Consider the following 24,951-nt stretch of genomic DNA (forward strand, 5'->3'; position numbering starts at 1 on the left):
CAGGGCGGTCGAGGGAGCAACCCGCCTGGTTTGCAAGCCGGACGCGGTCAATGATCGGTGTAGCGTTCGCCTTCGGGGCGGCCCGCTGCATAGGAATGGGTCGCGTAACGCAGATTGCGTCCGGCGGCCTCCTGACGGTCGAGCCGGAAGCCCGGCTCCTCCCGCGGCCGGTTGACGATGAAGGAGATGCGAACCGACTCCCAGCCCGGGCTGGAATCAAAGCCGGAGATCCGGATATAGCGGTCGCCATAGACCCGCCGGCAGTCGGCGAGCTCCTTCATGATGCCGGCCGCATCGCGCAGGTCGAACATCGGCAGGCCCCACATGTCCCAATAGGTGTTGCGGGGATGCGGATCGTCGGTGAACTCGATGTTCACCGCCCAGCCCTTGTCGAGACAATATTGCACCTGTGTGGCGATCTGCTCGTCGGTCAGATCGGGCAGGAACGAGAAGCAGCCTTGGGTCACGCGCATGAGAACCTCCTCTCAGACCGCCATGCTCGGCGTGGGAACGAAATCGGGGGCGTCGGTCGACTCGTAGTTGAAGGTGACGTCCTTCCAGACGTCGAGCGCCTCGCGCAGCGGCGTGCAGGTCTGCGCCGCCTTGGCCAGGATCTCCGGCCCTTCGTGGACGTAGTCGCGCCCCTCGTTGCGGGCGAGGATCATGGCCTCCAGCGCGACGCGGTTGGCGGTGGCGCCGGCCTGGATGCCGCGGGGATGGCCGATGGTGCCGCCGCCGAACTGCAGCACGACGTCCTCGCCGAGCAGATCGAGCAGCTGATGCATCTGGCCGGCATGAATGCCGCCGGAGGCCACCGGCATCAGCTTGTTGAGGCTCGCCCAGTTCTGGTCGAAGAACACGCCGTGCTCCAGGTGCAGCGGATTGAAGTCCTCGCGGCAGATGTCGTAGTAGCCGCGGGTGGTGTTCGGATCGCCCTCGAGCTTGCCGACCACCGTGCCGGCATGGATGTGATCGACGCCGGCGAGCCGCATCCATTTCGCGATCACGCGGAACGAGACGCCGTGGCTGCGCTGCCGCGTGTAGGTCGAGTGGCCGGCGCGATGCAGATGCAGGATCATGTTGTTCTTGCGCGCCCACTTCGCCATCGACTGGATCGCCGTGTAGCCGATCACAAGGTCGATCATGACGATGTTGGAGCCGAGCTCATGGGCGAACTCGGCGCGCTCGTACATGTCCTCCATGGTCGCCGCGGTGACGTTGAGATAGGTCCCCTTGATCTCGCCGGTCGCGGCCTGCGCGCGGTTGACCGCCTCCATGCAGTAGAGGAAGCGCTCGCGCCAGTGCATGAAGGGCTGCGAGTTGATGTTCTCGTCGTCCTTGGTGAAGTCGAGCCCGCCTTTCAAGGCTTCATAAACGACGCGGCCATAGTTGCGGCCGGATAGGCCGAGCTTCGGCTTCACAGTGGCACCGAGCAAGGGACGGCCGAACTTGTCGAGCCGCTCGCGCTCCACCACGATGCCGGTCGCCGGGCCCTGGAATGTCTTCACATAGGCGGTCGGCAGCCGCATGTCCTCGAGCCGCAGCGCCTTCAGCGGCTTGAAGCCGAACACATTGCCGATGATCGAGGCGGTCAGGTTCGAGATCGAGCCCGGCTCGAACAGGTCGAGGTCGTAGGCGATATAGGCGAAGTAGCTGCCCGGCGAGTTCGGCACCGGATCGACGCGGTAACACTTCGCCCGGTATTTCTCCGCGGCCGTCAGCCGGTCGGTCCACACCACGGTCCAGGTCGCGGTCGAGGATTCGCCCGCCACCGCCGCGCAGGCTTCGGTCGGATCGACGCCGTCCTGCGGCGTGACGCGGAACAGAGCGATGACGTCGGTGTCCTTGGGCTCGTAGTTCGGCTCCCAATAGCCCATCCGCTTGTATTCCATCACGCCGGACTTGTAGCGATCCTTGCCGCGCACCGTGATCGACTGCTGCATGTTCATCGAAATCTCCTGTGGTTCGTCGCCATTTGCTCAGGCGGCCTGGGTCATCTTTCCAATTTGCGGATCGAGCGCGCCGGCGCGATAGCGACGGGCCATCTCCGGCAGTGCCACCACCTTGATCCTGGCGGCATTGCCGGCCGTGCCGAATTGCTCGAAGCGGTCACGGCAGAGATCGCGCAACGCATCCATCGCAGGCTTCAGGAATTTGCGCGGATCGAACTCACTCCTCGACTGGACGGCGACCTTGCGGAAGGCGGCGGCCATCGCCAGACGGCAATCGGTGTCGATGTTGACCTTGCGCACGCCGTGCTTGATGCCGCGGACGATCTCCTCGACCGGCACGCCCCAGGTCTGCGGCATCTCGCCGCCAAACGCGTTGAACATGTCCTGCAGCGGCTGCGGCACCGAGGACGAGCCGTGCATCACCAGATGGGTGTTCGGCAGGCGGCTGTGGATCTCCTCGACCACGCGCATCGCCAGGATCTCGCCGTCGGGCCGCCGCGTGAACTTGTAGGCGCCATGCGAGGTACCCATCGCGATCGCAAGCGCATCGACCTTGGTGGCCCGGACGAAATCGACCGCCTGGTCCGGATCGGTGAGCAGCTGATCATGGCTCAGCTTGCCTTCGACGCCATGACCATCCTCCTGCTCGCCGCCGCCATGCTCGAGCGAGCCGAGCACGCCGAGTTCGCCCTCGACCGACGCGCCGACCCAGTGGGCTATGTCGACGACCCGGCGGGTGATGTCGACATTGTAGTCATAGTCGGCCGCGGTCTTGGCGTCGGCCTTGAGCGAGCCGTCCATCATGACGGAGGTGAAGCCGTAGCGGATCGCGGTGGCGCAGGTCGCCTCTTCGTTGCCGTGGTCGAGGTGCAGGCAGAGCGGAATCTGCGGATGCATCTCCTCCAGCGCGTCGATCATCTTCGCCAGCATGATGTCGTTGGCATAGGACCGCGCGCCGCGCGAGGCCTGGATGATGACAGGCGCATCGCAGGCCGCGGCCGCCTCCATGATGGCGAGGCCCTGCTCCATATTGTTGATGTTGAAGGCCGGCACGCCGTAGCCGCGTTCGGCGGCATGATCCAGCAACTGTCTCAGGGTTATCCGCGCCATGGTGGCGTCCTCCTTTCAGTTCGCTCGTTGAATGAGCTGTTTTGCTGCAGCAGCGATTGCCGCGGGCGTGATGCCGAATTCGCGGTAGAGCACGTCGGCCGGCGCGGAAGCGCCGAAGCCGGTCATGCCGACGAACGCACCGTCGTCACCGAGCCAGCGCGCCCAGTCGCCCTCGACCGCGGCTTCCACGCCGACGCGCGGGGCGCTGCCCAGCACCTTGGCCCGATAGTCGCTCGGCTGCTGGCGGAACAGGTCGAAGCACGGGGCCGAGACGACCGCGGCCTGTACCCCGTCTTCCGCCAGCAGCTTTGCGGCTTCGAGCGCGATCACCACCTCCGAACCCGTTGCAATCAGGGTGACGTCACGCGCGAAGGCCGGCTCGACGAGAACGTAGGCGCCGAGCGCGACCTGGTTGTCCTTGCTGCCGTCGCGAACCGTCGGCAGCGCCTGCCGCGACAGGCAGAGGATCGACGGCGAGGTCTCCGCCTTCAGCGCGCAGTCCCACGCTTCCGCGGTCTCGACCGCATCGGCCGGGCGGAACACCAGGACGTTCGGGATCGCACGCAGCGCCGCCAGATGCTCGACCGGCTGATGCGTCGGGCCGTCCTCGCCGAGCCCGATGGAATCGTGGGTCATCACATGGATGACGCGGATCCCCATCAGCGCCGCGAGGCGGATCGCCGGCCGGCTGTAATCGGCGAAGCTGAGGAAGGTGCCGCCATAAGGAATGAACCCGCCGTGCAAGGCGATGCCGTTCATCGCCGCGGCCATGCCATGCTCGCGGATGCCGTAATGGATATAGCTGCCGTCGAGCGTTTCCGGCCGCACCGAAACCTGCGACTTCGCCAGCGTCAGATTGGAGTGCGTGAGGTCGGCCGAGCCGCCCAGCAGGTTGGGCAACGCCTCCGCGATCACGTCGATGACCTGCTGCGAGGCCTGTCGCGTGGCGAGCTTCGGCCGCTCGGTCGCGAACCGCTCCACCAGCTTCGCCATCGCCTCGGCATAGGCGCAGGGCAATTTCCGGTTCAGCGCGTCATGAAAAGGGGACCGTTCGGCCTTGTCGCCCTTGCAGGCGCTGCGCGAGCGCTCGATCCAGGCCCGCCGCGCGTCGCGGCCGCGGCCGCCGAGCTCGCGCCACTCCGCCAGCACCGCGTCGGGAATTTCGAATGCCGGATACGGCCAGCGCAGCGCGGCACGGGTCTTCGCCACCTCATCGGCACCGAGCGGCGCGCCATGCACCTTTTCGCTGCCCTGCCGGTTCGGCGCACCGAACCCGATCACCGTCCGGCAGGCGATCAACGACGGACGATCGCTCGATCGTGCCTGCCTGATCGCCGCGGTGATCGCCTGCGGATCGTGGCCGTCGATGCGGTTGACATTCCAGCCGCTGGCCTTGAACCGCGCCGTCTGGTCGTCCGAGCAGGACAGCGAGGTGGCGCCGTCGATCGAGATATGATTGTCGTCGAACAGCACGATCAAGCGGTTCAGCCGCAAATGGCCGGCCAGCGAGATCGCCTCATGGCTGATGCCTTCCATCAGGCAGCCATCGCCGGCGATCACATAGGTGTAGTGGTCGACGAGGTCGTTGCCGAAGCGCGCGTTCATCAGCCGCTCGGCGAGCGCCATGCCGACCGCGGTCGCAATCCCCTGCCCGAGCGGCCCGGTCGTGGTCTCGACACCCGGGGTGTGGCCATACTCGGGATGGCCCGGGGTTTTCGATCCCCACTGCCGGAACGCCTTGAGCTGGTCGAGCGTCATGCTCTCGTAGCCTGTGAGATAAAGCAGTGCGTAGAGCAGCATCGAGCCGTGACCGGCCGACAGCACGAAGCGATCGCGGTCGGGCCAGGCCGGATCGGCCGGGTCGAACTTCAGAAAGTCCGTGAACAGCACGGTCGCGACATCGGCCATGCCCATCGGCATGCCGGGATGACCGGATTTCGACTGCTCCACCGCGTCGATGGCGAGGAAGCGGATGGCGTTCGCCATCTCGTCGTGGCTGATTTCGGGGCGGCTGGCAACGGACGCAAGTGCGGTCATATCGTTCGCCTCTTTCGTTCGATCAATTGCAGGATCAGCGGGGTCAGGATGAGCTGCATCGCGAGGTCGAGCTTGGCGCCGTGCACCACGATCGAATTGGCGCGCGACATGAAGCTGTTCGGGATCATCGAGAGCAGATAGGGGAAATCGATGCCGCGCGGGTTCTTCAAGCGGATCACGACCATCGATTCATCCGGCGTCGGGATCCAGCGCGCGATGAACGGGTTCGACGTATCGACCGTCGGCACGCGCTGAAAGTTGATGTCGGTCTCGGTGAACTGCGGGCAGATGTAATTCACGTAGTCCGGCATGCGGCGCAGGATGGTGTCGGTCACCGCCTCGGTGGAGTAGCCGCGATGGCTGCGGTCGCGATGCAGCTTCTGGATCCATTCGAGGTTGATGACAGGCACGACGCCGATCTTGAGGTCGGCATGCTGCGCGACATTCACCTTGTCGGTGACCACGGCACCATGCAGGCCCTCGTAGAACAAGAGGTCGGAATTCTCCGGCAGCGCCTCCCAAGCGGTGAAGGTGCCGGGCTTGGCGCCGTAAAGCCGCGATTCTTCCTCGTCGTGCACATAGTGCCGCGTGGTTCCGGTGCCGGTCTCGGCATAGTCGCTGAACAACTTCTCCAGCTCCTCGAACAAATTGGTCTCGGGGCTGAAATGGCTGAAGTGCTTGTTGCCGCGCTCGGCTCTCTCCGCCATCAGGCTGCGCATCTCGGCGCGGTCGTAGCGGTGGAACGCGTCGCCCTCGATATAGGCGGCGACCACGTTCTCGCGGCGGAAGATGTTCTCGAACGTCTTCTTCACCGAGGTGGTGCCGGCCCCGGAGGAGCCGGTGATCGAGATGATGGGATGTCGACGTGACATGCGGTCCTCCTCAGCGGAACAGGCCGCGCCGCGCGAACAGCGGGGCATCGCTGCTCTCGAACAACGGCTCGACGGTCAGGTGGATCGCATCGACGTCGCGCACGGCGCGCGTCGATCCCATGATCAGCGGCACGCGCTGATGCGGCGTACGGGCCGACAGTTCGAGAATGCGCGACCGGCCGTTCGACGCGGCGCCACCAGCCCATTCCATGATCAGTGCGATGGGATGCGCTTCGTACAGCAGACGCAACCGGCCTTCGCGGTAGCCCTGGCGCGCATCCGCCGGATACAGGAACACGCCGCCGCGCATCAGGATGCGGTAGGCTTCGGCGACCAGCGAGCCGATCCAGCGCATGTTGAAGTCCTGCCCGCGCTCGCCGTTCACCCCGGCGAGGCACTCGTCGATGTAGCTGCGCACCGGGCCGCTCCAGTGCCGCCGGTTCGAGGCATTGATGGCGAATTCCAACGCATCCTGCGGCACGCGCAGGTCACGCGCGGTCAGGACGAACTCGCCGGTTCGCGGGTCCAGCGTAAAGCAGTCGACGCGCCGGTCGAGCGCCAGCACCAGCACGGTCTGCGGACCGTAGATGAAGCAGCCGGCGGCACATTGCGCCGTGCCGGGCTCGAAGAAGGTCGAGATGACGTCGTTTCCTTTCGGCCGGATCGAGAAGATCGTGCCGATCGAGATGTTGTTTTCGAGATTGGCGGATCCATCGAGCGGATCGATCGCGACGCAGAGCGGCGCGTCGGGATCGAGCGTCTCGGGCAGTTCGACTTCCTCCGACAGCACTGCGGCGACCGGCGCGGTGCGCAGCGCGTTCCGCATCAGGTCGTCGGCTACGATGTCGATGGTCTTCTGGCGATCGCCGTCGGGATTGACCCCGCCGCTCTCGCCGCCGATGCCGGCGAGCGGCCCGGCGGCAATGATGCGCGAGAGCTCGATCGCGGCGCCCGCAAGGGCCTCGATCACCACAACGGTCGCGGCGCGCAACGGGTTGTGCTGCGTCGGCCACTCCAGATGGGCATGCAATGCAGGACGAATCTCCACCGGCCTCTCCCTATGATCGCGCCCTCTGTCCCGAGGCTTCGAGAGGCGACCTCAGGGAGTCGCCTTCGCCCTATCAACGCGCGAATTGCCCAATTAGGGAAATTTTATTATCTTTGGTCCGGGCAAAGTATTTCTTATGGAGCTTGTCATGGCCGGCAACTTCTCGCGGGATCTCACCATCCGCCAGCTGCGCGCACTGTCGACCTTGCACGAGGCAGGCTCGATTACGTCGGCCGCCAACCGGTTGAACCTGACCCAGCCCGCGGTGACGCTGCAGCTCCGCAATTTGCAGGCGCTCGCGGGATTGCCGCTGATCCAGCGCACCGGCGACGGCATGGCGCTGACGGATGCCGGCGCGCATGTGCTGACGCTGGTCGAGCGGATCGAGGCGGCGCTGAAGGACTGCGAGCAATCGCTCGACATGATCGCCGGCCGCAGCGGCGGCCGCGTCGCGATGGGCGCGGTCTCCACCGCGAAATACTTCGTGCCGTTTGCGATCGCGGCGTTCTCGCGCCGCTTTCCCAAGATCGAGGTCACGCTCAGGATCGGCAACCGCGAGGAGATTCGCGACGCGCTGCGCGGCTATGATCTCGACATCGCGGTGATGGGCCGGCCGCCGGCCGATGTCGAGGTGGAGATGAAGCCGCTCGGCCGGCATCCGCACTTCATCATCGCCGCGCCCGATCATCGGCTGGCGCGGCGGCGGCACGTCGCCCCCTCGGAGCTCGCCAACGAAACCTTCATCACCCGCGAGCAAGGATCGGGCACGCGGATGCTGATGCAGCAATATTTCGAGCGGGTCGGGCTGGAGCCGAAGCTCGGCATGGCGATGGACAGCAACGAGACCATCAAGCAGGCTGTCATGGCCGGGCTCGGCATCGCCTTCATCTCCCAGCACACGGTGTTCCATGAGCTGGAGGACGGCCGGCTGGTGGTGCTGAAGGTGAAGGGCCTGCCGATCGTCCGGCAGTGGCACGCGATCAGGCGCACCGACAAGATCCTGCTGCCGCCCGCGCAGGCCATGCTGGATTTCCTCGGCAAGGAGGGCTGGCGCTATCTGCCGAATTCAAACTAGCGCCCGGGCGATGTCGCAACGCCCGATCGGTCGAGAAAATCGAGCCAGTGCCGTATGTTAGGCATTGAAGTTCCGCGAAACGCATGTCACATCTTGACTGCGGTCACCCGGCGGACCGCACCCTGCGAGGGAGGTTGAACTGCAGAACCAGTCCCCGCCGACGCCCGACTTCAAGGCGTTATTCGAGGCGGCGCCCGGCCTTTATCTGGTGCTGACGCAGCCCGACTTCCGCATCGTGGCAGTGAGCGACGCCTATCTGCGCGCCACCAAGACCGAGCGCGCCGCGATCCTCGGGCGCGGGCTGTTCGAGGTGTTTCCCGACAATCCGGACGATCCGGCCGCCGACGGCGTGCGGAACCTGCGCGCCTCGCTCGAGCGCGTGGTCCAGTTCCGCCGCCCCGACACCATGACGGTGCAGAAATACGATATCCGCAAGCCCGAGTCGGAGGGCGGCGGCTTCGAGGAACGCTACTGGAGCCCGCGCAATACGCCGGTGTTGGGGCCGAACGGGCAGTTCAGCTACATCATCCATCGGGTCGAAGACGTCACCGGCTTCATTCAGCTGAAGCAGCGCGGTGCCGAGCAGGACCAGCTGACCGACCGGCTGCGCGAGCGCACCGAGCAGATGGAAGCGGAAATCTTCATGCGCGCCCGCGAAGTCGAGGCCGCCCGCGAACAGCTCGAAGCCGAACAGAAGCTGCGCCAGGTGCAGAAGATGGAGGCCGTCGGGCACCTCACCGGCGGCATCGCCCACGACTTCAACAATATCCTGACCGTCATCACCGGCCTGATCGACATCCTCGCCGAAGCCGTCGAGCACGACGCCGCGCTCTCGTCGGTCACCAAGATGATCAGCGACGCGGCGTTTCGCGGCGCCGAAGTGACCAAGCACCTGCTGGCCTTCTCGCGGCAGCAACCGCTGCAGCCGCGTGAAGCCAATCTCAACACGCTGGTGCAGGACACCGCGCGGCTGCTGCGCCCCTCGCTCGGCGAGCAGATCGAGATCGATACCGCGCTCGAGCCCGATGCCTGGTCGGCCTTCATCGATCCGAACCACATGGCGACCGCGCTGCTCAATCTCGCCGTCAATGCCCGCGATGCGATGCCCGAAGGCGGCAAGCTGATGCTGGAGACCAGCAACGTCATCCTCGACGAGGTTTATGCCGTCGCCAACCCCGACGTGCGGGCGGGTGAATATGTGATGGTCGCGGTCAGCGACACCGGCGGGGGGATCCCGGCGGGGATCCGCGACAAGGTGTTCGAGCCGTTCTTCACGACCAAAGACACCGGCAAGGGCACCGGCCTCGGGCTCAGCATGGTGTACGGCTTCATCAAGCAGTCCAACGGACACCTCAAGATCTACTCCGAAGAGGGCCACGGCACCTCGATCAAGCTCTATCTGCCGCGCAGCAGCGGCGACATGATCGACGTCGAGCCGCCGCCTCCGGTCGACACGCGCGGCGGCAATGAATCCATCCTGGTCGTCGAGGACGATCCGCTGGTGCGCAACTACGTCAGCGCCCAGCTCGAGCAGCTTGGCTATCGCACCATGGTGACCGCCAACGGCCCGGAAGCACTGGCTGCGGTCGACAACGGGTTCGTCTGCGACGTACTGTTCACCGACGTCATCATGTCCGGCGGCATGAACGGCAGGCAGGTCGCCGATGCCGTGATCGCCAAACTGCCCTCGGTGCGCGTGCTGTTCACGTCCGGCTACACCGAGGACGCGATCATCCACCACGGCCGCCTCGACCCGGATGTGACGCTGCTGCCGAAGCCCTACCGCAAATCCGATCTCGCGCGGATGATCCGGCACGTGCTGGCCCAGCCGCCGGCGGCGGCAATGGGCAAGTAACGCTGCAGCGGCATCACGCCTCCCCGCCCCGCTTCTTGGTCTGGTCGGCCGGCGCGGCGCATCCTGACAGGAACAGCGTCGCGCAGGCCTTGGCTCGGGCCTCGATCTGCGCCCGCGACGGCGGCGGCCTATGGCCGTACATCACGTCGCGTTGCGGCTGGAAGACCAGCATGCCGAGCAGCATGCCCGCGGCGGCCTGCGCGTCGTCCACGGCGATCCGTCCCCGCCGCTGCTGCACACCCAGCCACGCAGCCAGCGCGCCAAGGGTCCGCTGCATCGCCTTCTCGTAGAACATCTCGGCGATGTCGGGGAATTTGTCGCTGTCGGCCAGGATGATGCGCTGGAGCGCGATGACCTCGGCATCGAGGATCAGCTCGCCACAGCTCGAGAGCGCCGCCTCCAATGCCGCCGCGATATCGCGGCCGTCGCAGGCACCGAGATTTACGGCGGATATGAATCGGTCCATCCGGTCCGTCACCGTGCCCTCGAACAGCGCCAGCTTGGTCGGGATCAGCCGGTAGAGTGTCTTGGTGGAGACGCCGGCGCGGCAGGCCACGTCGGCGATGTTGGCCGCAGCGAAGCCGCGCTCGGAGAACTCGCGCCGCGCGGCCTCATAGATCAGCGCGCGCGTCTCGTCGTCGGAACGCAGCTGCGGCCGCCCGCGGCCGCGCCGTGCCGGCGCGCCTTGCTCAGTCTGATCCTTGTCATTCCGGTTCATCCGCGAGCCATGCTTTTAAATGATGCCTGTCATTCTATTGACACTCCCAATATGGGCTCTATTTTGGAAAACATCAAGTTTCCTAATTAATCCAGCGGGCACCGGCCGAAATTGGTAAGATTTTCCAGCGGGATAGAACGGATCAGGAGCACTGCCATGAGCCAGCATGAGACATCATTCAAGGCCGAGAGCCAGGTTCCGGCCGAGACCGCCAGGCAATTGATCGCAAATCCGGAGGCCGCCAGGCCGCCCGCCGCCAAGGGCAGGCTTCGCCGCCTGCTGCTGGCCGGCGCGGCGCTCGCCGTGCTCGCGGGCGGCGCCTGGTATGGCTGGGATTACTGGACGGTCGGCCGCTTTCAGGTCTCGACCGACGACGCCTATGTGAAGGCCGACAACACGACGATCGCGCCAAAAGTCTCCGGCTATCTCAGCGCGGTGCTGGTCGGCGACAACGAGCATGTGCGCGCCGGCCAGATGCTGGCGCGGATCGACGATCGCGATTTCAGGGTCGCGCTGGATCAGGCCAAGGCTGACGTCGCGGCCGCCGAAGCCGCGATCGCCAGCAAGCATGCGCAGCTCGATGTGCAGCAGTCCGTGATCGAAGCAGCCCGCGCGACGCTCGCGGTCGACACCGCGACGCAGACCTTTGCCGAGCAGGAGAACAAGCGCTACACCGTCCTCGCCGGCACCGGCTTCGGCAGCGTGCAGAACGCGCAGCAGGCGCAGTCGCGCTACGCCAGCGCACAGGCCGCCGTCGCCCGCGATACTGCGAACCTCGCCTCCGCGCTCCGCCAGGTGGAGTTGCTCAAGGCCGACATTGCCCAGGCCGTCGCGGCGCAGGCGCGCGCAACCGCGCTCCAGCATCAGGCCGAGCTGAACCTCGGCTACACCACCATCACGGCCCCGATCGACGGCGTGGTCGGCAACCGCACCCTGCGCACCGGCCAGTTCGTCCAGGCCGGCACGCAGCTGATGTCGCTGGTGCCCGCCACTGGCGCCTATGTGATCGCGAACTACAAGGAGACGCAGCTCACCAATGTCCGCAAGGGTCAGCCGGTCGAGATCGCCGTCGACATGTTCCCCGGACAGGTGGTGCGCGGCCACGTCGACAGTCTCGCGCCCGCCAGCGGCCAGGAATTCGCGCTGCTGCCGCCAGACAATGCGACCGGCAACTTCACCAAGGTGGTGCAGCGCATCCCGGTGAAGATCGCGCTCGACGCGACGGCGGTCGAATTGCGGCCCGGCATGTCGGTCATCCCGACCATCGCAACCTTGTCGCAACCCGCTGAGGCGCCGCGCTCCAGCGCCTCTCCCAAGCTCGCTGTCGCCTCCTTCAAATAGGTGATGTCATGTCCGATCTCGCGCTCTCCTCCCCGGCTGCTGCGCCCCGCGCGGCAACTGTAGCGGCCGATCCCAACCGCGCCAGCATGGCGGTCTGGATCTCCATTGTCGCCGCCATGATCGGCGCCTTCATGGCGATCCTCAACATCCAGATCACCAACGCCTCGCTGCTCAACATCGAGGGCGGCATCGGAACCGGCGTCGACAACGGCTCCTGGATCTCGACCTCCTATCTGATCGGCGAGATCGTGGTGATCCCGCTGACCGACTATCTCAGCCGGGTGTTTTCCTTCCGCAAGATCATCATCGGCTTCGCTACCCTGTTTGCGATCTTCTCGGTCGCCTGTGCCTTCACCCACGACCTGCCCTCGATGATCGCGATGCGCGGCTTGCAGGGCTTCTTTGGCGGCGTGCTGATCCCGATGGCTTTCACGCTGGTTTTCACCAAGCTGCCGAAGGCCCAGCAGCCGGTCGGCCTTGCCATGTTCGCGCTCGCCGTGACCTTCGCCCCCGCGATCGGACCGACCATCGGCGGCTATCTCACCGAGAATTACGGCTGGCAGACCATCTTCTTCGTGAACGTGATCCCGACCGCGGTGATGGTCATCACGCTCTACTTCACGCTGGAACGCCAGCCGATGCAGCTGCATCTGCTGCGCGAGGGCGACTGGCTCGGCATCGCCACGATGGCGATCGGCCTGTCGTCGCTGCAGGCCGTGCTCGAGGAAGGCAACAAGAACGACTGGTTCGGCTCGCCCTTCATCGTCAAGCTCGCGGTGATCGCGGCGGTCAGCCTCACTCTGTTCGTCTGGATCGAGCTCGTCGTCGAGAAGCCGCTGATCCGGCTGCGCCTGTTGACCCAGCGCAGCTTCGGCTTCGGCACCATCTCGGCGGTGTTCGTCGGCTTCGCGCTGTTCGGCTCGGTCTACCTGCTGCCGGCCTATCTCGGCCAGGTGCAGCGCTACAACGCCGAGCAGATCGGCCAGGTGCTGGCCTGGACCGGCCTGCCGCAGCTGATCCTGATCCCGCTGGTGCCGAAGCTGATGCAGCGTTTCGACCCGCGCTTCATCGCCTTCACCGGCATGATCCTGTTCGCGGCCTCCTCCTTCATGAACATCGCGATGTCGCTCGATTACTCCGGCGACCAGTTCTTCGTCCCGAACATCGTCCGTGCGATCGGCCAGGCGATCATGCTGGCCCCGCTATCCGCGGTCAGCCTCGGCAGCGTCGCGCCGCAGGATGCCGCGGCGGCCTCCGGCATCTCCAACATGATGCGCAATCTCGGCGGCGCGATCGGCACGGCCCTGCTCGCCACCATTGTCACCAAGCGCGAGCAGTTCCACTCCAACATCATCGGCCAGTCGGTCGACCTCGGCCGCGAGGAAGTGCGCACCCGGATCGCCGAGGTGACCAATTACTTCCTCAGCCACGGCATCTCCGATCCGGCGACCGCGCATCACCAGGCGATCGTGGCGCTCGGCAATATCGTGAAGCGCCAGGCCCTGGTGCTTGGTTTCAGCGACACCTTTGCCGTGATCGGCATCGTGCTGGTGTTCGCCGCGATCGCGATCCTCTTGACCGGCAAGCCGAAGAACGCGGCCGGCGGCGGCGCGGCGCATTGATTTGCCGGGCGGCGGCCGCGGGCCGTCGCCCTCCCCCTTTGCTTGTCAACTTGCTTCGCGCAGCTTGAAGCGCTGGATCTTCCCGGTCTGGGTCTTCGGCAGCGCCTCGACGAAGGCGATCGCGCGCGGATATTTGTACGGCGCGATCGTCGCCTTGACGTGATCCTGCAACAGCTTGACCTCGACCTCGTCGGTGCGCGCGCCCTGCTTCAGCACGATGAACGCCGAGACGATCTGTCCCCGCTCCTCGTCCGGCGCACCGATCACGGCGCACTCCGCGACATCGGGATGGCCGAGCAGCGCCGCCTCGACCTCGGGGCCGGCGATGTTGTAGCCCGCCGAGATGATCATGTCGTCGGCCCGCGCCACGAAAGACAGCCGGCCGTTCTCGTCGCGGACGAAGGCATCGCCGGTGATGTTCCAGCCGTCGCGGACATATTTGGTCTGCCGGGAATCCGCGAGATAGCGGCAGCCGGTCGGGCCGCGCACCGCCAGCTTGCCGACCTGGCCAGCCGGCAGCTCGTTCATGTCCTCGTCGACGATTTTGGCCTCGTATCCCGAGACTGGCGTGCCCGTGGTGCCGCCGACGGCGCTGCCGGTGCGGTTGGTGATGAAGATGTGCAGCAGCTCCGTGCTGCCGATGCCGTCGAGGATCGGCTTGCCGGTCTTTTTGGTCCAGCTCTCGAATACCGGCGCCGGCAGCGTCTCGCCGGCCGAGACGGCGAGCCGCAGCGACGACAGGTCGGCGCCCTTGTCCATCGCCGCCATCATCGCCCGATAGGCGGTCGGTGCGGTGAAGCAGATCGTCGCCTTGTAGGTCTCGATGATCCGGATCATCTCGCTCGGCGCGGCATTCTCCAGCAATGTCGCGGTGGCGCCGAAGCGCAGCGGGAAGATCGCCAGTCCCCCGAGGCCGAACGTGAACGCGAGCGGCGGCGAGCCGACGAACACGTCGTCCGGCGTTACCTTGAGCACTTCCCTGGCATAGCCGTCCGCGATGATCAGCAGATCGCGGTGGAAGTGCATGGTCGCCTTGGGCTCGCCCGTCGTGCCCGACGTGAAGCCGAGCAGCGCGACGTCGTCGCGGCCGGTCTTCACCGCATCGAACTTGACCGGCTTGTTCAGCGCGATGCGGTCGAGCTCGGCATCGTGGTTCTGCGTGCCGTCGAAATTGACGACCTGCTTGAGGAATTTGCTGGTCTTGGCGCAGGCCACCAGTTCATCCGCGATGCGGCTGTCGGTCAGCGCCAGCGAGATCTCGGCCTTGTCGACGATCTTGGCCAGTTCGCCGGCGCGCAGCATCGGCATGGTGTTGACGACGACGGCACCGGCCTTGGTCGCCGCGAGCCAGGCCGCGACCAGTGCCGGGTTGTTGCCTGAACGGATCAGCACGCGATTGCCGGGCTTGACGCCATAGTTCTCCACCAGCGCGTGCGCCAGGCGGTTCGACCAATCGGTCAGTTCCTTGTAGGTGCGCTGGCGGCCGTTGCCGATCAGCGCGATGCGATCGCCCATCCCCTGCTCGACGATGCGGTCGGTCAGTTCGACCGCGGCGTTGAGATAATCCGGATATTGAAACTCCGGCCGGTCGAGCAGCAGCTGCGGCCACTGCGCCGATGGCGGCAGGTTGCGCCGCGCGAAATCGTCGACATGCCCGGATGGGCCGAGCCCGGGAAATTCACCTGACATTCGATTGCCCCTCGCTTTCCATCCAGAAAGGCCAAGACCAACGTCGAGAAGAACAAGGACGCCCGGCAGCGTTCCAATCGCCAATCATTTTATACTTAAAATAATTCGGCGCAAGGCGGAAATCGCGTGGCAATCGCTGGCCGATCCTTCAGAACCTCAGATTTGCGTAAGCTGCTTCAGCCGCGCGACCATCGCCGAGCCCGGGTCGGCGAGCGGCGCGATCGCGGTGAAATGATTGGCGTCGGGCACAACGCCGAACCGCGTTGCAACGCCCGCTTTGCCCCAGACATCGACGATGGTTCGGCTCTGCCGGTGATATTCCGCGCTCTCGGCGCCGCCGACGACCGCATCGAGCGTTGCGCCCGCAGGCGGCGTCCAGAACAGCGGGCTCGCCGCCCGGGCTGCGGCGCCGTCGAGGCCAAGTGCCTTGTTGATGGAGGTGCCGACCAATGGCTCAAGCTCGAACAGACCGGAGATCGCGTAAGCAGCCCTGACTAGGTCCATCGGCAGCGACGCATCATAGGCCGGCCAATCGGTCGCGAGCATGCATGCGGCAAGATGTCCGCCTGCGGAATGCCCCGACACGACCAGCGGCCGGCCGAGCCTGGCCAGTTCGCGGCACGCCGCACGCATCTCGCCGATGATGTCGCCGACCGTGACATTGGGGCAGAGATCGTAGCTTGGCACCGCGACGCTGATGCCGTGGCCATTGAGCCCTCGCGCGCAGTGGCTCGATGACGAGCCGTCGAGCGCCTGCCAGTAGCCGCCATGAATGAAGACCACGAGCGTGCCGTCACGATCGCCTTCGAACAGATCGATGACGTTGCGGCTGCCCGGACCATAGGTCAGCCGCCGCGGCGGATGCTGCTCGCGATAGGCCGCGGCGTCCCTCGCCCAGCCGGCCATCAGCGCCGGATTTTCCGGCACCCGCGCCCGGTTGTTGTATTCGACCTCGTAATCGACCTCGGTCACGGCTTAAGCGCTCCTCGCCTTGGCGGAGCGCTGCGCCGATCCCTTGGCCTTGGCCAGCAGACGCATCAGTTCGCGGATATCCTTCGGCGAGAGATCGCCGAAGATATCGGCGATCCACTTCTCGTGCTCGGCCGCCATCTTGCGGAATTCGGCGCGGCCGAGTTTTGTGAGCCGGATGAACTGCACGCGGCGGTCCGTCTCCGAGGTGCGGCGATCGAGATGGCCTGATTCAACCAGGCGCTCGACCAGCCCGGTGACGTTGCCGTTGGATACCATCATCCGCTTCGACAGGTCCGACAGCGTCATGCCGTCGGACACCTTGTCGAGCTGGGCCATCAGATCGAAGCGCGGCAGCGTGACGTCGAACTTCTCGCGCAGCCGGCTGCGCACCTCGCCTTCGATCAGCGTGGTGCAGGTCAAGAGGCGCAGCCACAGCCGCAGCTCGGTGCCGTGATCGTCGGGCAGTTCGACGGCTTTGGTTTCGGAATCGAGGATCATGCGGCGATCGTGCCTCCGCGGCGGGTTCCGGTCGGACCAGTTGTTTTGAGCTTCAAGCAATTCGCGGCGTCCCGCAAGGACAATTGCGAATCGTGCCCGATACGCCTGGGCGATCCTGCAATTTCTTTAAACTTCAAGCAATTGGCGCGGCGCTTGCATGGTCCGCGGCGATCATCCTGACGCAATGCCGCATCGCTTGCAGCGGTCGCGCGCGTCAGACTAAGCTGTGGCCAAATCGGCAGCCGAAGCATCAAGCCAATGGTTGGGGGAGTGAGATGAAACAATTGACGAAGCTCGCGGGATTGGCGGCGCTGCTCGGTGTCGCGGTCACCCCGGCGACCGCGCAGGAGAAGATCAAGATCGGCGTGCTGGTCACGACCTCCGGCCCGGCCGCGGCGCTCGGCCAGCAGGTCCGCGACGGCTTTGCGCTCGCGATCAAGGACCTCGGCGGCAAGATGGCCGGCCGCGATGTCGAGATCGTCAACGCCGACGACGAACTGAAGCCCGACGGCGCGGTGGTCAAGGTGCGCGGCCTGCTCGAGCGCGACAAGGTCGACTTCGTGGTCGGGCCGATCTTCTCCAACATCCTGCAGGCGATCCACCGCCCGGTCACCGACAGCAAGACCTTCCTGATCAGCCCGAACGCAGGCCCTTCCAGCTATGCCGGCAAGGAGTGCAACCCGTTCTTCTATGTGACGTCGTACCAGAACGACCAGGTGCACGAGATCCTCGGCAAGGTGGCGCAGGACCGCGGCTACAAGCGCGTCTACCTCCTGGTGCCGAACTATCAGGCCGGCCGCGACTCCGTCGCCGGATTCAAGCTCGACTACAAGGGCGAGATATCAGAGGAATCCTACACGCCGCTGAACACGCTGGATTTCCAGCCCGAGCTGTCCAAGATCGCCGCACTGAAGCCTGACGCGCTGTTCACCTTCATGCCGGGCGGGATGGGCGTGAACCTCGTGAAGCAATACAAGCAGGCCGGCGCCACCGTGCCGGTGCTCTCCGCCTTCACCGTCGACGAATCCACCTTGCCCGCGCAGCAGGACGCAGCGGTCGGCATGTTCGGCGGGGCGAACTGGGCACCCAACCTCGACAATCCCCAAAGCAAGAAGTTCGTCGCCGCCTATGAGGCGGCCTATAACGGCGTGCCCGGCACCTATGCCATGCAGGCCTATGACGCGGCGCTGTTGATCGACAGCGCCGTCAAGGCCGTGAAGGGCGACCTCTCCAACAAGGACGCGGTCGCGGCGGCGCTGAAAAAGGCCGACTTCACCTCGCTGCGCGGTAACTTCAAGTTCAGCAACAACGGCTATCCGATCCAGGATTTCTACCTCACCAAGGTCGCGAAACGTCCGGACGGCAAGTTCCAGACCGAGATCGTCGAGAAAGTGTTCTCGAACTATGGCGACCGCTACGCCAAAGACTGCGCGGCCAAGTAAAGATCAGGAGGAAACATGACGATGAAAGACGAGATCGCCGGCATCACACGCGCCAATGAGGGCATCCAGGGCATTTCCTGGAGCATCCTCGGCCAGACCTATGTGCCGAAGAGCCGCACCGAGCATTCGTTCTCCTGGCACGCCACCTTCCCGCCGGGCACCTTCGTGCCGCCGCATATCCATCCCGACCAGGACGAATACCTCTACATCCTCGAGGGCAAGCTCGACTTCATGCTCGACGGTGCCGACGAATCCGCAACTCCTGGCGATCTGGTGCGGCTGCCGATGGGCAAGCCGCACGGCATCTTCAACAAGTCACAGCAGCCGGCCAAGACGCTGTTCTGGGTGTCGCCGACGCGGAGGCTCTACGACCTGTTCTGGGCGATCCACAACATGAAGGAGCAGAACCCGGATGACGTGGTGCGGCTCGCTGCCGAACACAACATCCACTTCCTCCCGCCGCCTCCGGCGTAGCATACGCGCCGGCTTCTCTCCGTCATCCTGAGGAGCCGCGAAGCGGCGTCTCGAAGGATGCACGGCCCCGCTGGTGGCCGTCGACCCTTCGAGACGGCCGCGTTGCGGCCTCCTCCAGCGACAAAGGCGAAGCCTTTGCGCGGGGGTGACGGATCGAGTGTTGCGCGCCTCGTTACCATGAGGGGCAGCAGCCTCGGGACTCGTACGCTCTCCGTCCGACTACCCTACTGCCGCGCCACCACGCGCGCGGCAAAGCCGGCCTTGGCGGCATAGCCGCGGACGATCGCCTCGCGCGCCTCGTAATTGAGGATGGTGTCGACGTCGGTAAAGCCCTGCGGCGCGAGCTGCTCGACGGCGTCGATCACGCCCTCCGGCCCGCCGCGGCGGTTGGAGGCGACGATGTCGGCGGTCATCGGCAGCCGCTGCCGCTCATAGGCCGCCAGCGCCTGGCGCGGATGCTCCGATCGCGCCAGCATGTCGGCCAGGCAGCGCGCATCGAGAATGGCCTGCGATGCGCCGTTCGAGCCGACCGGATACATCGGATGCGCGGCGTCGCCGAGCAGCGTGACGCGGCCGCTCGACCAATAGGGCAAGGGATCGCGGTCGCAGCACGGATACTCCCAGAACTCCGGCGTCGCGCTGATCAGGCCGGCGAAATCGACCTGCGGGATCGTGAAGCTCGTGACATAGGGCATCATCTCGTCGCGCCGGCCGAGATTGGACCAGCCCTCGCGGCGCGGCGGCGGCGAGGTGCCGTCGCCGATCCGCACCAGCACCGCCCAGTTGGTGAGGCGGCTTGCCGGACTCGAGCCCGGCGCAATCGGATAGATCACGGCCTTGGCGTTCAGCCCACCGGCGATGATCATCGAGCGCCCGGTCAGGAAGGCCGGCCAGTCGGTGGCGCCGCGCCACAACATCAGGCCGTTCCAGCACGGCCCGCCCTCATCCGGAAACAGCGTCTGCCGCACTTTCGAGTGGATGCCGTCGGCGCCGATCAGGATGTCGCCGCGCGCCGTGTGCACATGGGCGCCACTGCGATCGAAGAAATAGGCCGAGACGCCGCCCTCATCCTGGGTGAAGGAGCCGAGCCGGCAGCCGGTGTGGATCGCATCCGCGCCAAGCCGGTCGATCACTGCCTGATGGATCACGCTTTGCAGACGGCCGCGATGGATCGAGAATTGCGGCACGTCGTGGCCGGCATCGAGCCCGCGCTTCTCGTGCCAAACCTGCTGGCCATGTCGCGTCAGATAGAACAGCTCATAGGTACGGATCGCGACCTCGTCGAGCTTGTCGAGCAAACCAAGCCCCGCCAGCTCGCGGATCGCATGCGGCAATGTGTTGATGCCGACGCCGAGTTCGCGGATCGTCTCGGACTGCTCGTACAGCTCGCAGCTGATGCCGCGCGAGCGCAGCATCAGCGCAGTGGTGAGGCCCCCGATTCCGCCTCCGACGATAATCGCCTTCATCGTCCTCACCTCCACTCACAACAGGACGCTTTTACGCTTTGGCCTAGGGTCGCATGCCCCGTTGTCCGGCCGCAAGCGGGTTTGCGGCCCGGGACTCGGGCCTGCAGAAGGTGTTTTCGCTTAGGCTTAACATTGGCTCAGCGCTCTCCAATGCGTTCCCGTCACCCTGAGGAGCCGCGAAGCGGCGTCTCGAAGGGTCGACGGCCACAGTCCGGGCCGTCGATCCTTCGAGACGCGCGTTCCGCGCTCCTCCAGCGACAATGGCGGAGCCATTGCGCGGGGATGACGGATTACGCTCATGCTTATTCCGATCAATCCGGCACCACCGCTATCGCCTGGATTTCTACCTTGGCGCGGTCCTCGATCAGGCCGGCAACCTGGATCGCGGTCATCGCCGGAAAGCGCCGGCCGATCACGTCGCGATAGACCGTGCCGATCTCCTTCAGCCGCGCGGAATATTCCTTGCGGTCGAGCAAGTACCAGGTCATCGACACGATGTGCTCGGGCCCGGCGCCGCCGGCGGCGGCGACTGCGACGATGTTGCGCAGGGTCTGGCCGATCTGCGCCACGAGATCGTCGGTCTCGAACACGCATTGTCCGTTCCAGCCGATCTGGCCCGCGATGAAGAGCTGCTTGCCGCGCGCGGCCATGCCGTTGGCGTAGCCGATCGGCTTGGCCCATCCTTCCGGTTGCAGGATCTCGATCATCTCAATTGCCCTCGAAGGCCGGTTTCTGCTTGGCGGCGAACGCCTCGAAGGCGCGGCGGAAGTCGCCGGTCACCATGCAGATCGCCTGCGCCTGCGCTTCCGACTCGATCATCTCGTCGACGCCCATCGCCCATTCCTGGTTGAACATCGTCTTGGTCACGCCATGCGCGAACCACGGCCCATCGGCGAGCGAGCGCGCCAGGTCTTGCGCGGCACCGGCGAGCTCCGCCGGCGGCACCAGACGGTTGTGGAAGCCCCACGCAAAGCCTTCCTCGGCGCTCATCGCGCGCCCGGTGTAGAGCAGATCGGCCGCGTGGCCCTGCCCGATCACGCGCGGCAACAACCCGCACGCGCCCATATCGGCGCCGGCGAGGCCGACGCGGGTGAACAGGAACGCGGTCTTGGCCTGCGGCGTCGCCAGCCGCAGGTCGGACGCCAGCGCCAGCATCGCGCCGGCCCCGGCGCAGATGCCGTCGATCGCAGCGACGATGATCTGCGGGCATTTGCGCATCGCCCGCACGACCTCGCCCGTCATCCGCGTGAAGGCGAGCAGGTCCGGCATCGCCATCCGCGTCAGAGGCTCGATGATCTCGAACACGTCGCCGCCGGAGCAGAAGTTACCCTCGGCGCCGGTGAGCACGATGGCGCGGACATCGGAGGCGTATTTGAGATTGGTGAAGAGATCGCGCAGCTCCTCATAGGACTCGAAAGTCAGCGGGTTCTTCTTGTCCGGCCGATTCAGCGTGATGGTCGCGACACGGCCGCTCGCATCGACCTGCCAGCGGAAGTGCTTTGCGGGATAATCCTTGAACGGCCGGAGCTTTGCTTTCATCTCGGACATGACGTGTTCCTTCACCCGGTAAAGACTTCGCCGCCGGCGACCGCGACGGCTTGTCCGTTGATTGACGATGCGCCCTCGGAGGCAAGCCAGAGGATGGCGTCGGCGACCTCCTCCGGCGTCACCAGCCGCTGCATCGGATTGACCTTGGCAAGCGCAGCGCGCGCCTCCTGCTCGCTGCGGCCGGTCTTGGCGACGATGTTGGCGGCGGCATCCGCCACCAGCGGCGTATCGGTGTAGCCGGGACAGACCGCATTCACGGTGACGCCGCGCCGTGCATATTCCAGCGCCAGCGAGCGCGTGAGGCCGATGACGCCGTGCTTGGCCGCGACATAGGCCGAGACATAGGCATAGCCGGTGAGACCCGCGGTCGAGGCCACGTTGATCACACGCCCGCGGCCGCGCTGCGCCATGCCGGGCAACACGGCATGCGTCACCAGGAACACGCTGGAGAGGTTGCTCGCCAGCATGTCCGCCCAGAGCGCCGCGCCGGTCTTGTCGAACGGCGCGCTCGCGGCCTTGCCGGCATTGTTGACGAGAATATCGATCGGGCCAACTTCGGTCTCGATCTGCGCGATACCCTTGGTCACCGCAGCTTCATCCGTCACGTCGATCGAAACAGCGATGCCGGCGTGCTTGTCGAGCGATGCCGCCGTCGCTTTCAACGCGTCGATCCGTCGCCCGGCGATGCTGACGCGCACGCCGGCTTTTGCCAGCGCGATCGCCGTCGCGGCGCCGATGCCGGAACCGGCACCGGTCACCAGCGCATGTGCGTTGGGCCAGAACCTCATCATGCCTTCACCCCCGCAGCCGCGCGTTCGAGATTGGCCTCGTATTGCGACTTGCCCGACAGGTACTGCTTCGGCCAGGCGATCTGCTTGACGCCGATCTTCGCGGCCTCATGCAGCGTCCAGGCCGGGTCGGCGAGATGCGGCCGCGCGATGGCGCAGAGATCGGCGCGGCCGGCGGCGATGATCGAATTGGCGTGATCCGCCTCCGAGATCGCGCCGACCGCGATGGTGGCGATGCCGACCTCGTTGCGGATCTTGTCGGCGAACGGTGTCTGGTACAGCCGGCCATAGACCGGATGGTCGTCGGCCCAGACCTGCCCCGAGGAGCAGTCGATCAGGTCGGCTCCCGCCTCCTTGAACAGCTTTGCGAAGGCCAGCGCATCGTCGGGCGTATTGCCGCCCTCGGCCCAGTCGTGACAGGACAGGCGGACGGACATCGGCTTGTCCTCCGGCCACACCGCGCGGACGGCGCGGAACACCTCCAGCGGATAACGCGCGCGGTTCTCGATCGATCCGCCATAGTCGTCGATGCGGCGGTTGGTCAGCGGCGAGAGGAAGCTCGACAGCAGATAGCCGTGCGCGCAATGCAGCTCCAGGATATCGAAGCCCGCGGCCGCAGCGCGCCTGGCTGCGGCGACGAACTGCTCGCGCACCTCGTCCATCTCGGCGCGGCTCATCGGCTCCGGAATCTGGCCGTCGGCCAGATAAGGCACTGACGAAGCCGACACCAGCGGCCAGTTATGGTCCGGCAGCGCTTCATCCATGCCTTCCCAGGCGACGCGCGTCGAGCCCTTGCGGCCGGCATGGCCGAGCTGGATGCCGATCCTCGCTTGCGAATTCTGATGCACGAAGTCGACGATGCGCTTGTAGGCCGCCGCCTGCGCGTCATTCCACAGGCCGCAGCAGCCGGGCGTGATCCGCGCTTCCGGCGAGACGCAGGTCATCTCGGTAAACAGAAGGCCGGCGCCGCCGAGCGCGCGGGAGCCGAAATGGACCAAATGGAAGTCGGTCGGCACGCCCTCCTCCGCCGAATACATCGCCATCGGCGAGACGATGATCCGGTTATGAAGCGACAGGCCGCGGATCTGGAACGGCGTCAGCATCGGCGGCGTCACGCGGTCGTTGGTCGCGGCCACGCCGCTGCGCTCCGCGAACCAGCGCTCATAACCCTCGAGCCATGTCCTGTCGCGCAGCCGCAGATTCTCGTGGCTGATGCGCTGCGAGCGGGTCAGCAGCGAATACATGAACTGCTCCGGCTCCAGCGTGTCGGCATAGCGCGAGCCGACCACCTCGAACCATTCCATCGCATTGCGCGCGGCGTTCTGGATCCGCGCCACGTCGACCCGGCGCAGCTCCTCGTAGGCCTTCAGCACCGCCGGGATGCTGTCCCGCGTCGCGCCGTGGATCTTGAACTGGTTGGTCAGCTCGATCGCATCCTCCAGCGCGAGCTTGGTGCCGGAGCCGATCGCGAAATGCGCGGTGTGGGCGGCATCGCCCATCAGCACGACATGGCTGTTGCCGTTGAACGTGGTCCATTTGCCGCAGATCAGCCTGGGGAACGACAGCCAGGCCGAGCCGCGCAGATGCCGCGCGTTCGAGACCAGATGATGCCCCTCGAGGATTTCCGCGAACACGTTCTCGCAGAACGCGATGGAATCGCCCTGCTCCATCTTGTCGAGGCCGTGGGCGAGATAGGCCTCCTCGGTGGTCTCGACGATGAAGGTCGCCGCGCCCTCCTCGAACTTGTAGATGTGCGCCTGGAACCAGCCGTGCTCGGTTTTGCGGAAGTCGAAGGTGAAGGCGTCGAACGGACGGTTGGTGCCGAGCCAGATATAGCGGTTCGGCCGCATCAGCATGTCGGGCTGGAAGGCCTCGGTGTATTTGGTGCGGATCTTCGAGTTGACGCCGTCGCATGCCACGATCAGATCGGCATCGGGAAACTCGAGATCGGAATTCACCTCGCGCTCGAAGATCAGCTCGACGCCGAGCTCCTCGGCGCGCGCCTGCAGGATGTTGAGCAGCCGCTTGCGGCCGATGCCGACGAAGCCGTGGCCGGTGGTGCGCATGCGGCGGCCCTTGATCAGGACCTCGATGTCGTCCCAGTGGTTGAAGGCCTGCTCGATCGTGTCAGCGGTGACCGGATCCCATCTGCGCATGTTGTCCATGGTCGCATCCGAGAACACCACACCGAAGCCGAAGGTGTCGTAAGGCCGGTTGCGCTCGACCACCGAAATGACGTGCGCGGGATCCAGCATCTTCATCAGGATGCCGAAATAAAGCCCGGCCGGCCCGCCTCCAATGCAAACGATTCGCATGGCGTTCTCGCCTTTCCGTTTGGGCATGATCGTCTCGGAAAACCCGGTGCCACCTTTCCGGATCATGCTCTGGCTTCGGCCGGGGTCGGTTTTCCCGCCAGCCGGTACGGCATATTATTTTATACTTAA

21 protein-coding genes are annotated in these 24,951 nt (G+C 65.6%); 6 read left to right on the forward strand and 15 right to left on the reverse strand.

Annotation, left to right across the window (positions count from 1 at the left end):
* Positions 1-47 precede the first annotated feature (47 nt).
* From JEY66_RS29255 to JEY66_RS29280, 6 genes are read right to left on the reverse strand one after another with little or no spacing between them, the layout of a single operon-like run.
* Positions 48-473, reverse strand: a complete 426-nt coding sequence (locus JEY66_RS29255) for a ribulose bisphosphate carboxylase small subunit (RefSeq protein ID WP_018270795.1) — start codon at positions 471-473, stop codon at positions 48-50.
* A gap of 12 nt (positions 474-485) precedes the next feature.
* Entirely contained in the window at positions 486-1,943 is a 1,458-nt protein-coding gene (locus tag JEY66_RS29260; RefSeq protein WP_038382128.1) for a form I ribulose bisphosphate carboxylase large subunit, read from the reverse strand.
* Positions 1,944-1,979: 36 nt separating this feature from the next.
* Complete coding sequence (gene fba, locus JEY66_RS29265; RefSeq protein ID WP_026192558.1) at positions 1,980-3,062, reverse strand: class II fructose-bisphosphate aldolase; 1,083 nt, start codon at positions 3,060-3,062, stop codon at positions 1,980-1,982.
* 15 nt (positions 3,063-3,077) lie between these two features.
* Entirely contained in the window at positions 3,078-5,099 is a 2,022-nt protein-coding gene (gene tkt / locus JEY66_RS29270) for a transketolase (RefSeq protein WP_018270792.1), read from the reverse strand.
* On the reverse strand, positions 5,096-5,971 hold the full coding sequence (locus JEY66_RS29275; RefSeq protein ID WP_026192557.1) for a phosphoribulokinase: 876 nt from the start codon (positions 5,969-5,971) through the stop codon (positions 5,096-5,098). The genes tkt and JEY66_RS29275 overlap by 4 nt, the downstream gene beginning before the upstream one ends.
* Before the next feature lie 10 nt (positions 5,972-5,981).
* Positions 5,982-7,001 (reverse strand): class 1 fructose-bisphosphatase, encoded by a 1,020-nt coding sequence (locus tag JEY66_RS29280; RefSeq protein ID WP_018270791.1) that lies wholly within the window; start codon positions 6,999-7,001, stop codon positions 5,982-5,984.
* A 166-nt stretch (positions 7,002-7,167) separates the two neighbouring features.
* Here JEY66_RS29280 and JEY66_RS29285 point away from each other — a divergent pair, with 166 nt between their 5' ends.
* Together JEY66_RS29285 and JEY66_RS29290 are read left to right on the forward strand one after the other, a co-directional pair.
* A complete protein-coding gene (locus JEY66_RS29285; protein ID WP_026192556.1) occupies positions 7,168-8,094 on the forward strand; it encodes a LysR family transcriptional regulator in 927 nt (308 codons plus the stop codon).
* A 139-nt stretch (positions 8,095-8,233) separates the two neighbouring features.
* Entirely contained in the window at positions 8,234-9,949 is a 1,716-nt protein-coding gene (locus JEY66_RS29290) for an ATP-binding protein (RefSeq protein WP_080650344.1), read from the forward strand.
* Between the two features lie 13 nt (positions 9,950-9,962).
* Here JEY66_RS29290 and JEY66_RS29295 read toward each other — a convergent pair whose 3' ends face one another.
* Positions 9,963-10,667 carry a TetR/AcrR family transcriptional regulator gene (locus tag JEY66_RS29295; protein ID WP_018270789.1) on the reverse strand — a complete coding sequence of 235 codons (705 nt, stop codon included), beginning with the start codon at positions 10,665-10,667 and terminating at the stop codon, positions 9,963-9,965.
* A 156-nt stretch (positions 10,668-10,823) separates the two neighbouring features.
* Here JEY66_RS29295 and JEY66_RS29300 point away from each other — a divergent pair, with 156 nt between their 5' ends.
* Together JEY66_RS29300 and JEY66_RS29305 are read left to right on the forward strand one after the other, a co-directional pair.
* Positions 10,824-12,008 (forward strand): HlyD family secretion protein, encoded by a 1,185-nt coding sequence (locus JEY66_RS29300; protein WP_018270788.1) that lies wholly within the window; start codon positions 10,824-10,826, stop codon positions 12,006-12,008.
* Positions 12,009-12,016: 8 nt separating this feature from the next.
* Positions 12,017-13,630 (forward strand): DHA2 family efflux MFS transporter permease subunit, encoded by a 1,614-nt coding sequence (locus tag JEY66_RS29305; protein ID WP_026192555.1) that lies wholly within the window; start codon positions 12,017-12,019, stop codon positions 13,628-13,630.
* A 45-nt stretch (positions 13,631-13,675) separates the two neighbouring features.
* Here JEY66_RS29305 and JEY66_RS29310 read toward each other — a convergent pair whose 3' ends face one another.
* From JEY66_RS29310 to JEY66_RS29320, 3 genes are all read right to left on the reverse strand, one after another.
* Complete coding sequence (locus JEY66_RS29310) at positions 13,676-15,319, reverse strand: benzoate-CoA ligase family protein (protein WP_018270786.1); 1,644 nt, start codon at positions 15,317-15,319, stop codon at positions 13,676-13,678.
* 156 nt (positions 15,320-15,475) lie between these two features.
* Entirely contained in the window at positions 15,476-16,291 is an 816-nt protein-coding gene (locus JEY66_RS29315; RefSeq protein ID WP_018270785.1) for an alpha/beta hydrolase, read from the reverse strand.
* 3 nt (positions 16,292-16,294) lie between these two features.
* Positions 16,295-16,789 (reverse strand): MarR family winged helix-turn-helix transcriptional regulator, encoded by a 495-nt coding sequence (locus JEY66_RS29320; protein ID WP_016845834.1) that lies wholly within the window; start codon positions 16,787-16,789, stop codon positions 16,295-16,297.
* 275 nt (positions 16,790-17,064) lie between these two features.
* Between JEY66_RS29320 and JEY66_RS29325 the strand changes: the two genes are divergently transcribed.
* Together JEY66_RS29325 and JEY66_RS29330 are read left to right on the forward strand one after the other, a co-directional pair.
* The gene (locus JEY66_RS29325; protein ID WP_018270784.1) at positions 17,065-18,231 is read left to right on the forward strand and encodes an ABC transporter substrate-binding protein; all 1,167 of its coding nucleotides are present in this window, start codon (positions 17,065-17,067) and stop codon (positions 18,229-18,231) included.
* 21 nt (positions 18,232-18,252) lie between these two features.
* Complete coding sequence (locus tag JEY66_RS29330) at positions 18,253-18,705, forward strand: cupin domain-containing protein (protein ID WP_026192554.1); 453 nt, start codon at positions 18,253-18,255, stop codon at positions 18,703-18,705.
* A 224-nt stretch (positions 18,706-18,929) separates the two neighbouring features.
* Here JEY66_RS29330 and JEY66_RS29335 read toward each other — a convergent pair whose 3' ends face one another.
* From JEY66_RS29335 to JEY66_RS29355, 5 genes are all read right to left on the reverse strand, one after another.
* A complete protein-coding gene (locus JEY66_RS29335; protein WP_018270782.1) occupies positions 18,930-20,171 on the reverse strand; it encodes a flavin-dependent oxidoreductase in 1,242 nt (413 codons plus the stop codon).
* 311 nt (positions 20,172-20,482) lie between these two features.
* A complete protein-coding gene (locus JEY66_RS29340; protein ID WP_018270781.1) occupies positions 20,483-20,878 on the reverse strand; it encodes a RidA family protein in 396 nt (131 codons plus the stop codon).
* Position 20,879: 1 nt separating this feature from the next.
* Positions 20,880-21,719, reverse strand: coding sequence for an enoyl-CoA hydratase family protein (locus tag JEY66_RS29345; protein ID WP_026192553.1), 840 nt, complete (start codon positions 21,717-21,719; stop codon positions 20,880-20,882).
* 11 nt (positions 21,720-21,730) lie between these two features.
* On the reverse strand, positions 21,731-22,510 hold the full coding sequence (locus JEY66_RS29350) for an SDR family NAD(P)-dependent oxidoreductase (protein ID WP_016845840.1): 780 nt from the start codon (positions 22,508-22,510) through the stop codon (positions 21,731-21,733).
* Positions 22,507-24,822 carry a bifunctional salicylyl-CoA 5-hydroxylase/oxidoreductase gene (locus tag JEY66_RS29355; protein WP_026192552.1) on the reverse strand — a complete coding sequence of 772 codons (2,316 nt, stop codon included), beginning with the start codon at positions 24,820-24,822 and terminating at the stop codon, positions 22,507-22,509. The genes JEY66_RS29350 and JEY66_RS29355 overlap by 4 nt, the downstream gene beginning before the upstream one ends.
* Between the last annotated feature and the right edge of the window lie 129 nt (positions 24,823-24,951).

Origin of the sequence: Bradyrhizobium elkanii USDA 76, from assembly GCF_023278185.1 — a bacterium.
Classification (GTDB): domain Bacteria; phylum Pseudomonadota; class Alphaproteobacteria; order Rhizobiales; family Xanthobacteraceae; genus Bradyrhizobium; species Bradyrhizobium elkanii.

Bases quoted from the DNA above. Each gene is read 5' to 3' on its own strand.
- JEY66_RS29255 (WP_018270795.1), bottom strand. From the start codon at position 473: ATGCGCGTGACCCAAGGCTGCTTCTCGTTCCTGCCCGATCTGACCGAC.
- JEY66_RS29260 (WP_038382128.1), bottom strand. From the start codon at position 1,943: ATGCAGCAGTCGATCACGGTGCGCGGCAAGGATCGCTACAAGTCCGGC.
- fba (WP_026192558.1), bottom strand. From the start codon at position 3,062: ATGGCGCGGATAACCCTGAGACAGTTGCTGGATCATGCCGCCGAACGC.
- tkt (WP_018270792.1), bottom strand. From the start codon at position 5,099: ATGACCGCACTTGCGTCCGTTGCCAGCCGCCCCGAAATCAGCCACGAC.
- JEY66_RS29275 (WP_026192557.1), bottom strand. From the start codon at position 5,971: ATGTCACGTCGACATCCCATCATCTCGATCACCGGCTCCTCCGGGGCC.
- JEY66_RS29285 (WP_026192556.1), top strand. From the start codon at position 7,168: ATGGCCGGCAACTTCTCGCGGGATCTCACCATCCGCCAGCTGCGCGCA.
- JEY66_RS29295 (WP_018270789.1), bottom strand. From the start codon at position 10,667: ATGAACCGGAATGACAAGGATCAGACTGAGCAAGGCGCGCCGGCACGG.
- JEY66_RS29300 (WP_018270788.1), top strand. From the start codon at position 10,824: ATGAGCCAGCATGAGACATCATTCAAGGCCGAGAGCCAGGTTCCGGCC.
- JEY66_RS29305 (WP_026192555.1), top strand. From the start codon at position 12,017: ATGTCCGATCTCGCGCTCTCCTCCCCGGCTGCTGCGCCCCGCGCGGCA.
- JEY66_RS29310 (WP_018270786.1), bottom strand. From the start codon at position 15,319: ATGTCAGGTGAATTTCCCGGGCTCGGCCCATCCGGGCATGTCGACGAT.
- JEY66_RS29320 (WP_016845834.1), bottom strand. From the start codon at position 16,789: ATGATCCTCGATTCCGAAACCAAAGCCGTCGAACTGCCCGACGATCAC.
- JEY66_RS29325 (WP_018270784.1), top strand. From the start codon at position 17,065: ATGAAACAATTGACGAAGCTCGCGGGATTGGCGGCGCTGCTCGGTGTC.
- JEY66_RS29330 (WP_026192554.1), top strand. From the start codon at position 18,253: ATGAAAGACGAGATCGCCGGCATCACACGCGCCAATGAGGGCATCCAG.
- JEY66_RS29335 (WP_018270782.1), bottom strand. From the start codon at position 20,171: ATGAAGGCGATTATCGTCGGAGGCGGAATCGGGGGCCTCACCACTGCG.
- JEY66_RS29340 (WP_018270781.1), bottom strand. From the start codon at position 20,878: ATGATCGAGATCCTGCAACCGGAAGGATGGGCCAAGCCGATCGGCTAC.
- JEY66_RS29345 (WP_026192553.1), bottom strand. From the start codon at position 21,719: ATGTCCGAGATGAAAGCAAAGCTCCGGCCGTTCAAGGATTATCCCGCA.
- JEY66_RS29350 (WP_016845840.1), bottom strand. From the start codon at position 22,510: ATGATGAGGTTCTGGCCCAACGCACATGCGCTGGTGACCGGTGCCGGT.
- JEY66_RS29355 (WP_026192552.1), bottom strand. From the start codon at position 24,822: ATGCGAATCGTTTGCATTGGAGGCGGGCCGGCCGGGCTTTATTTCGGC.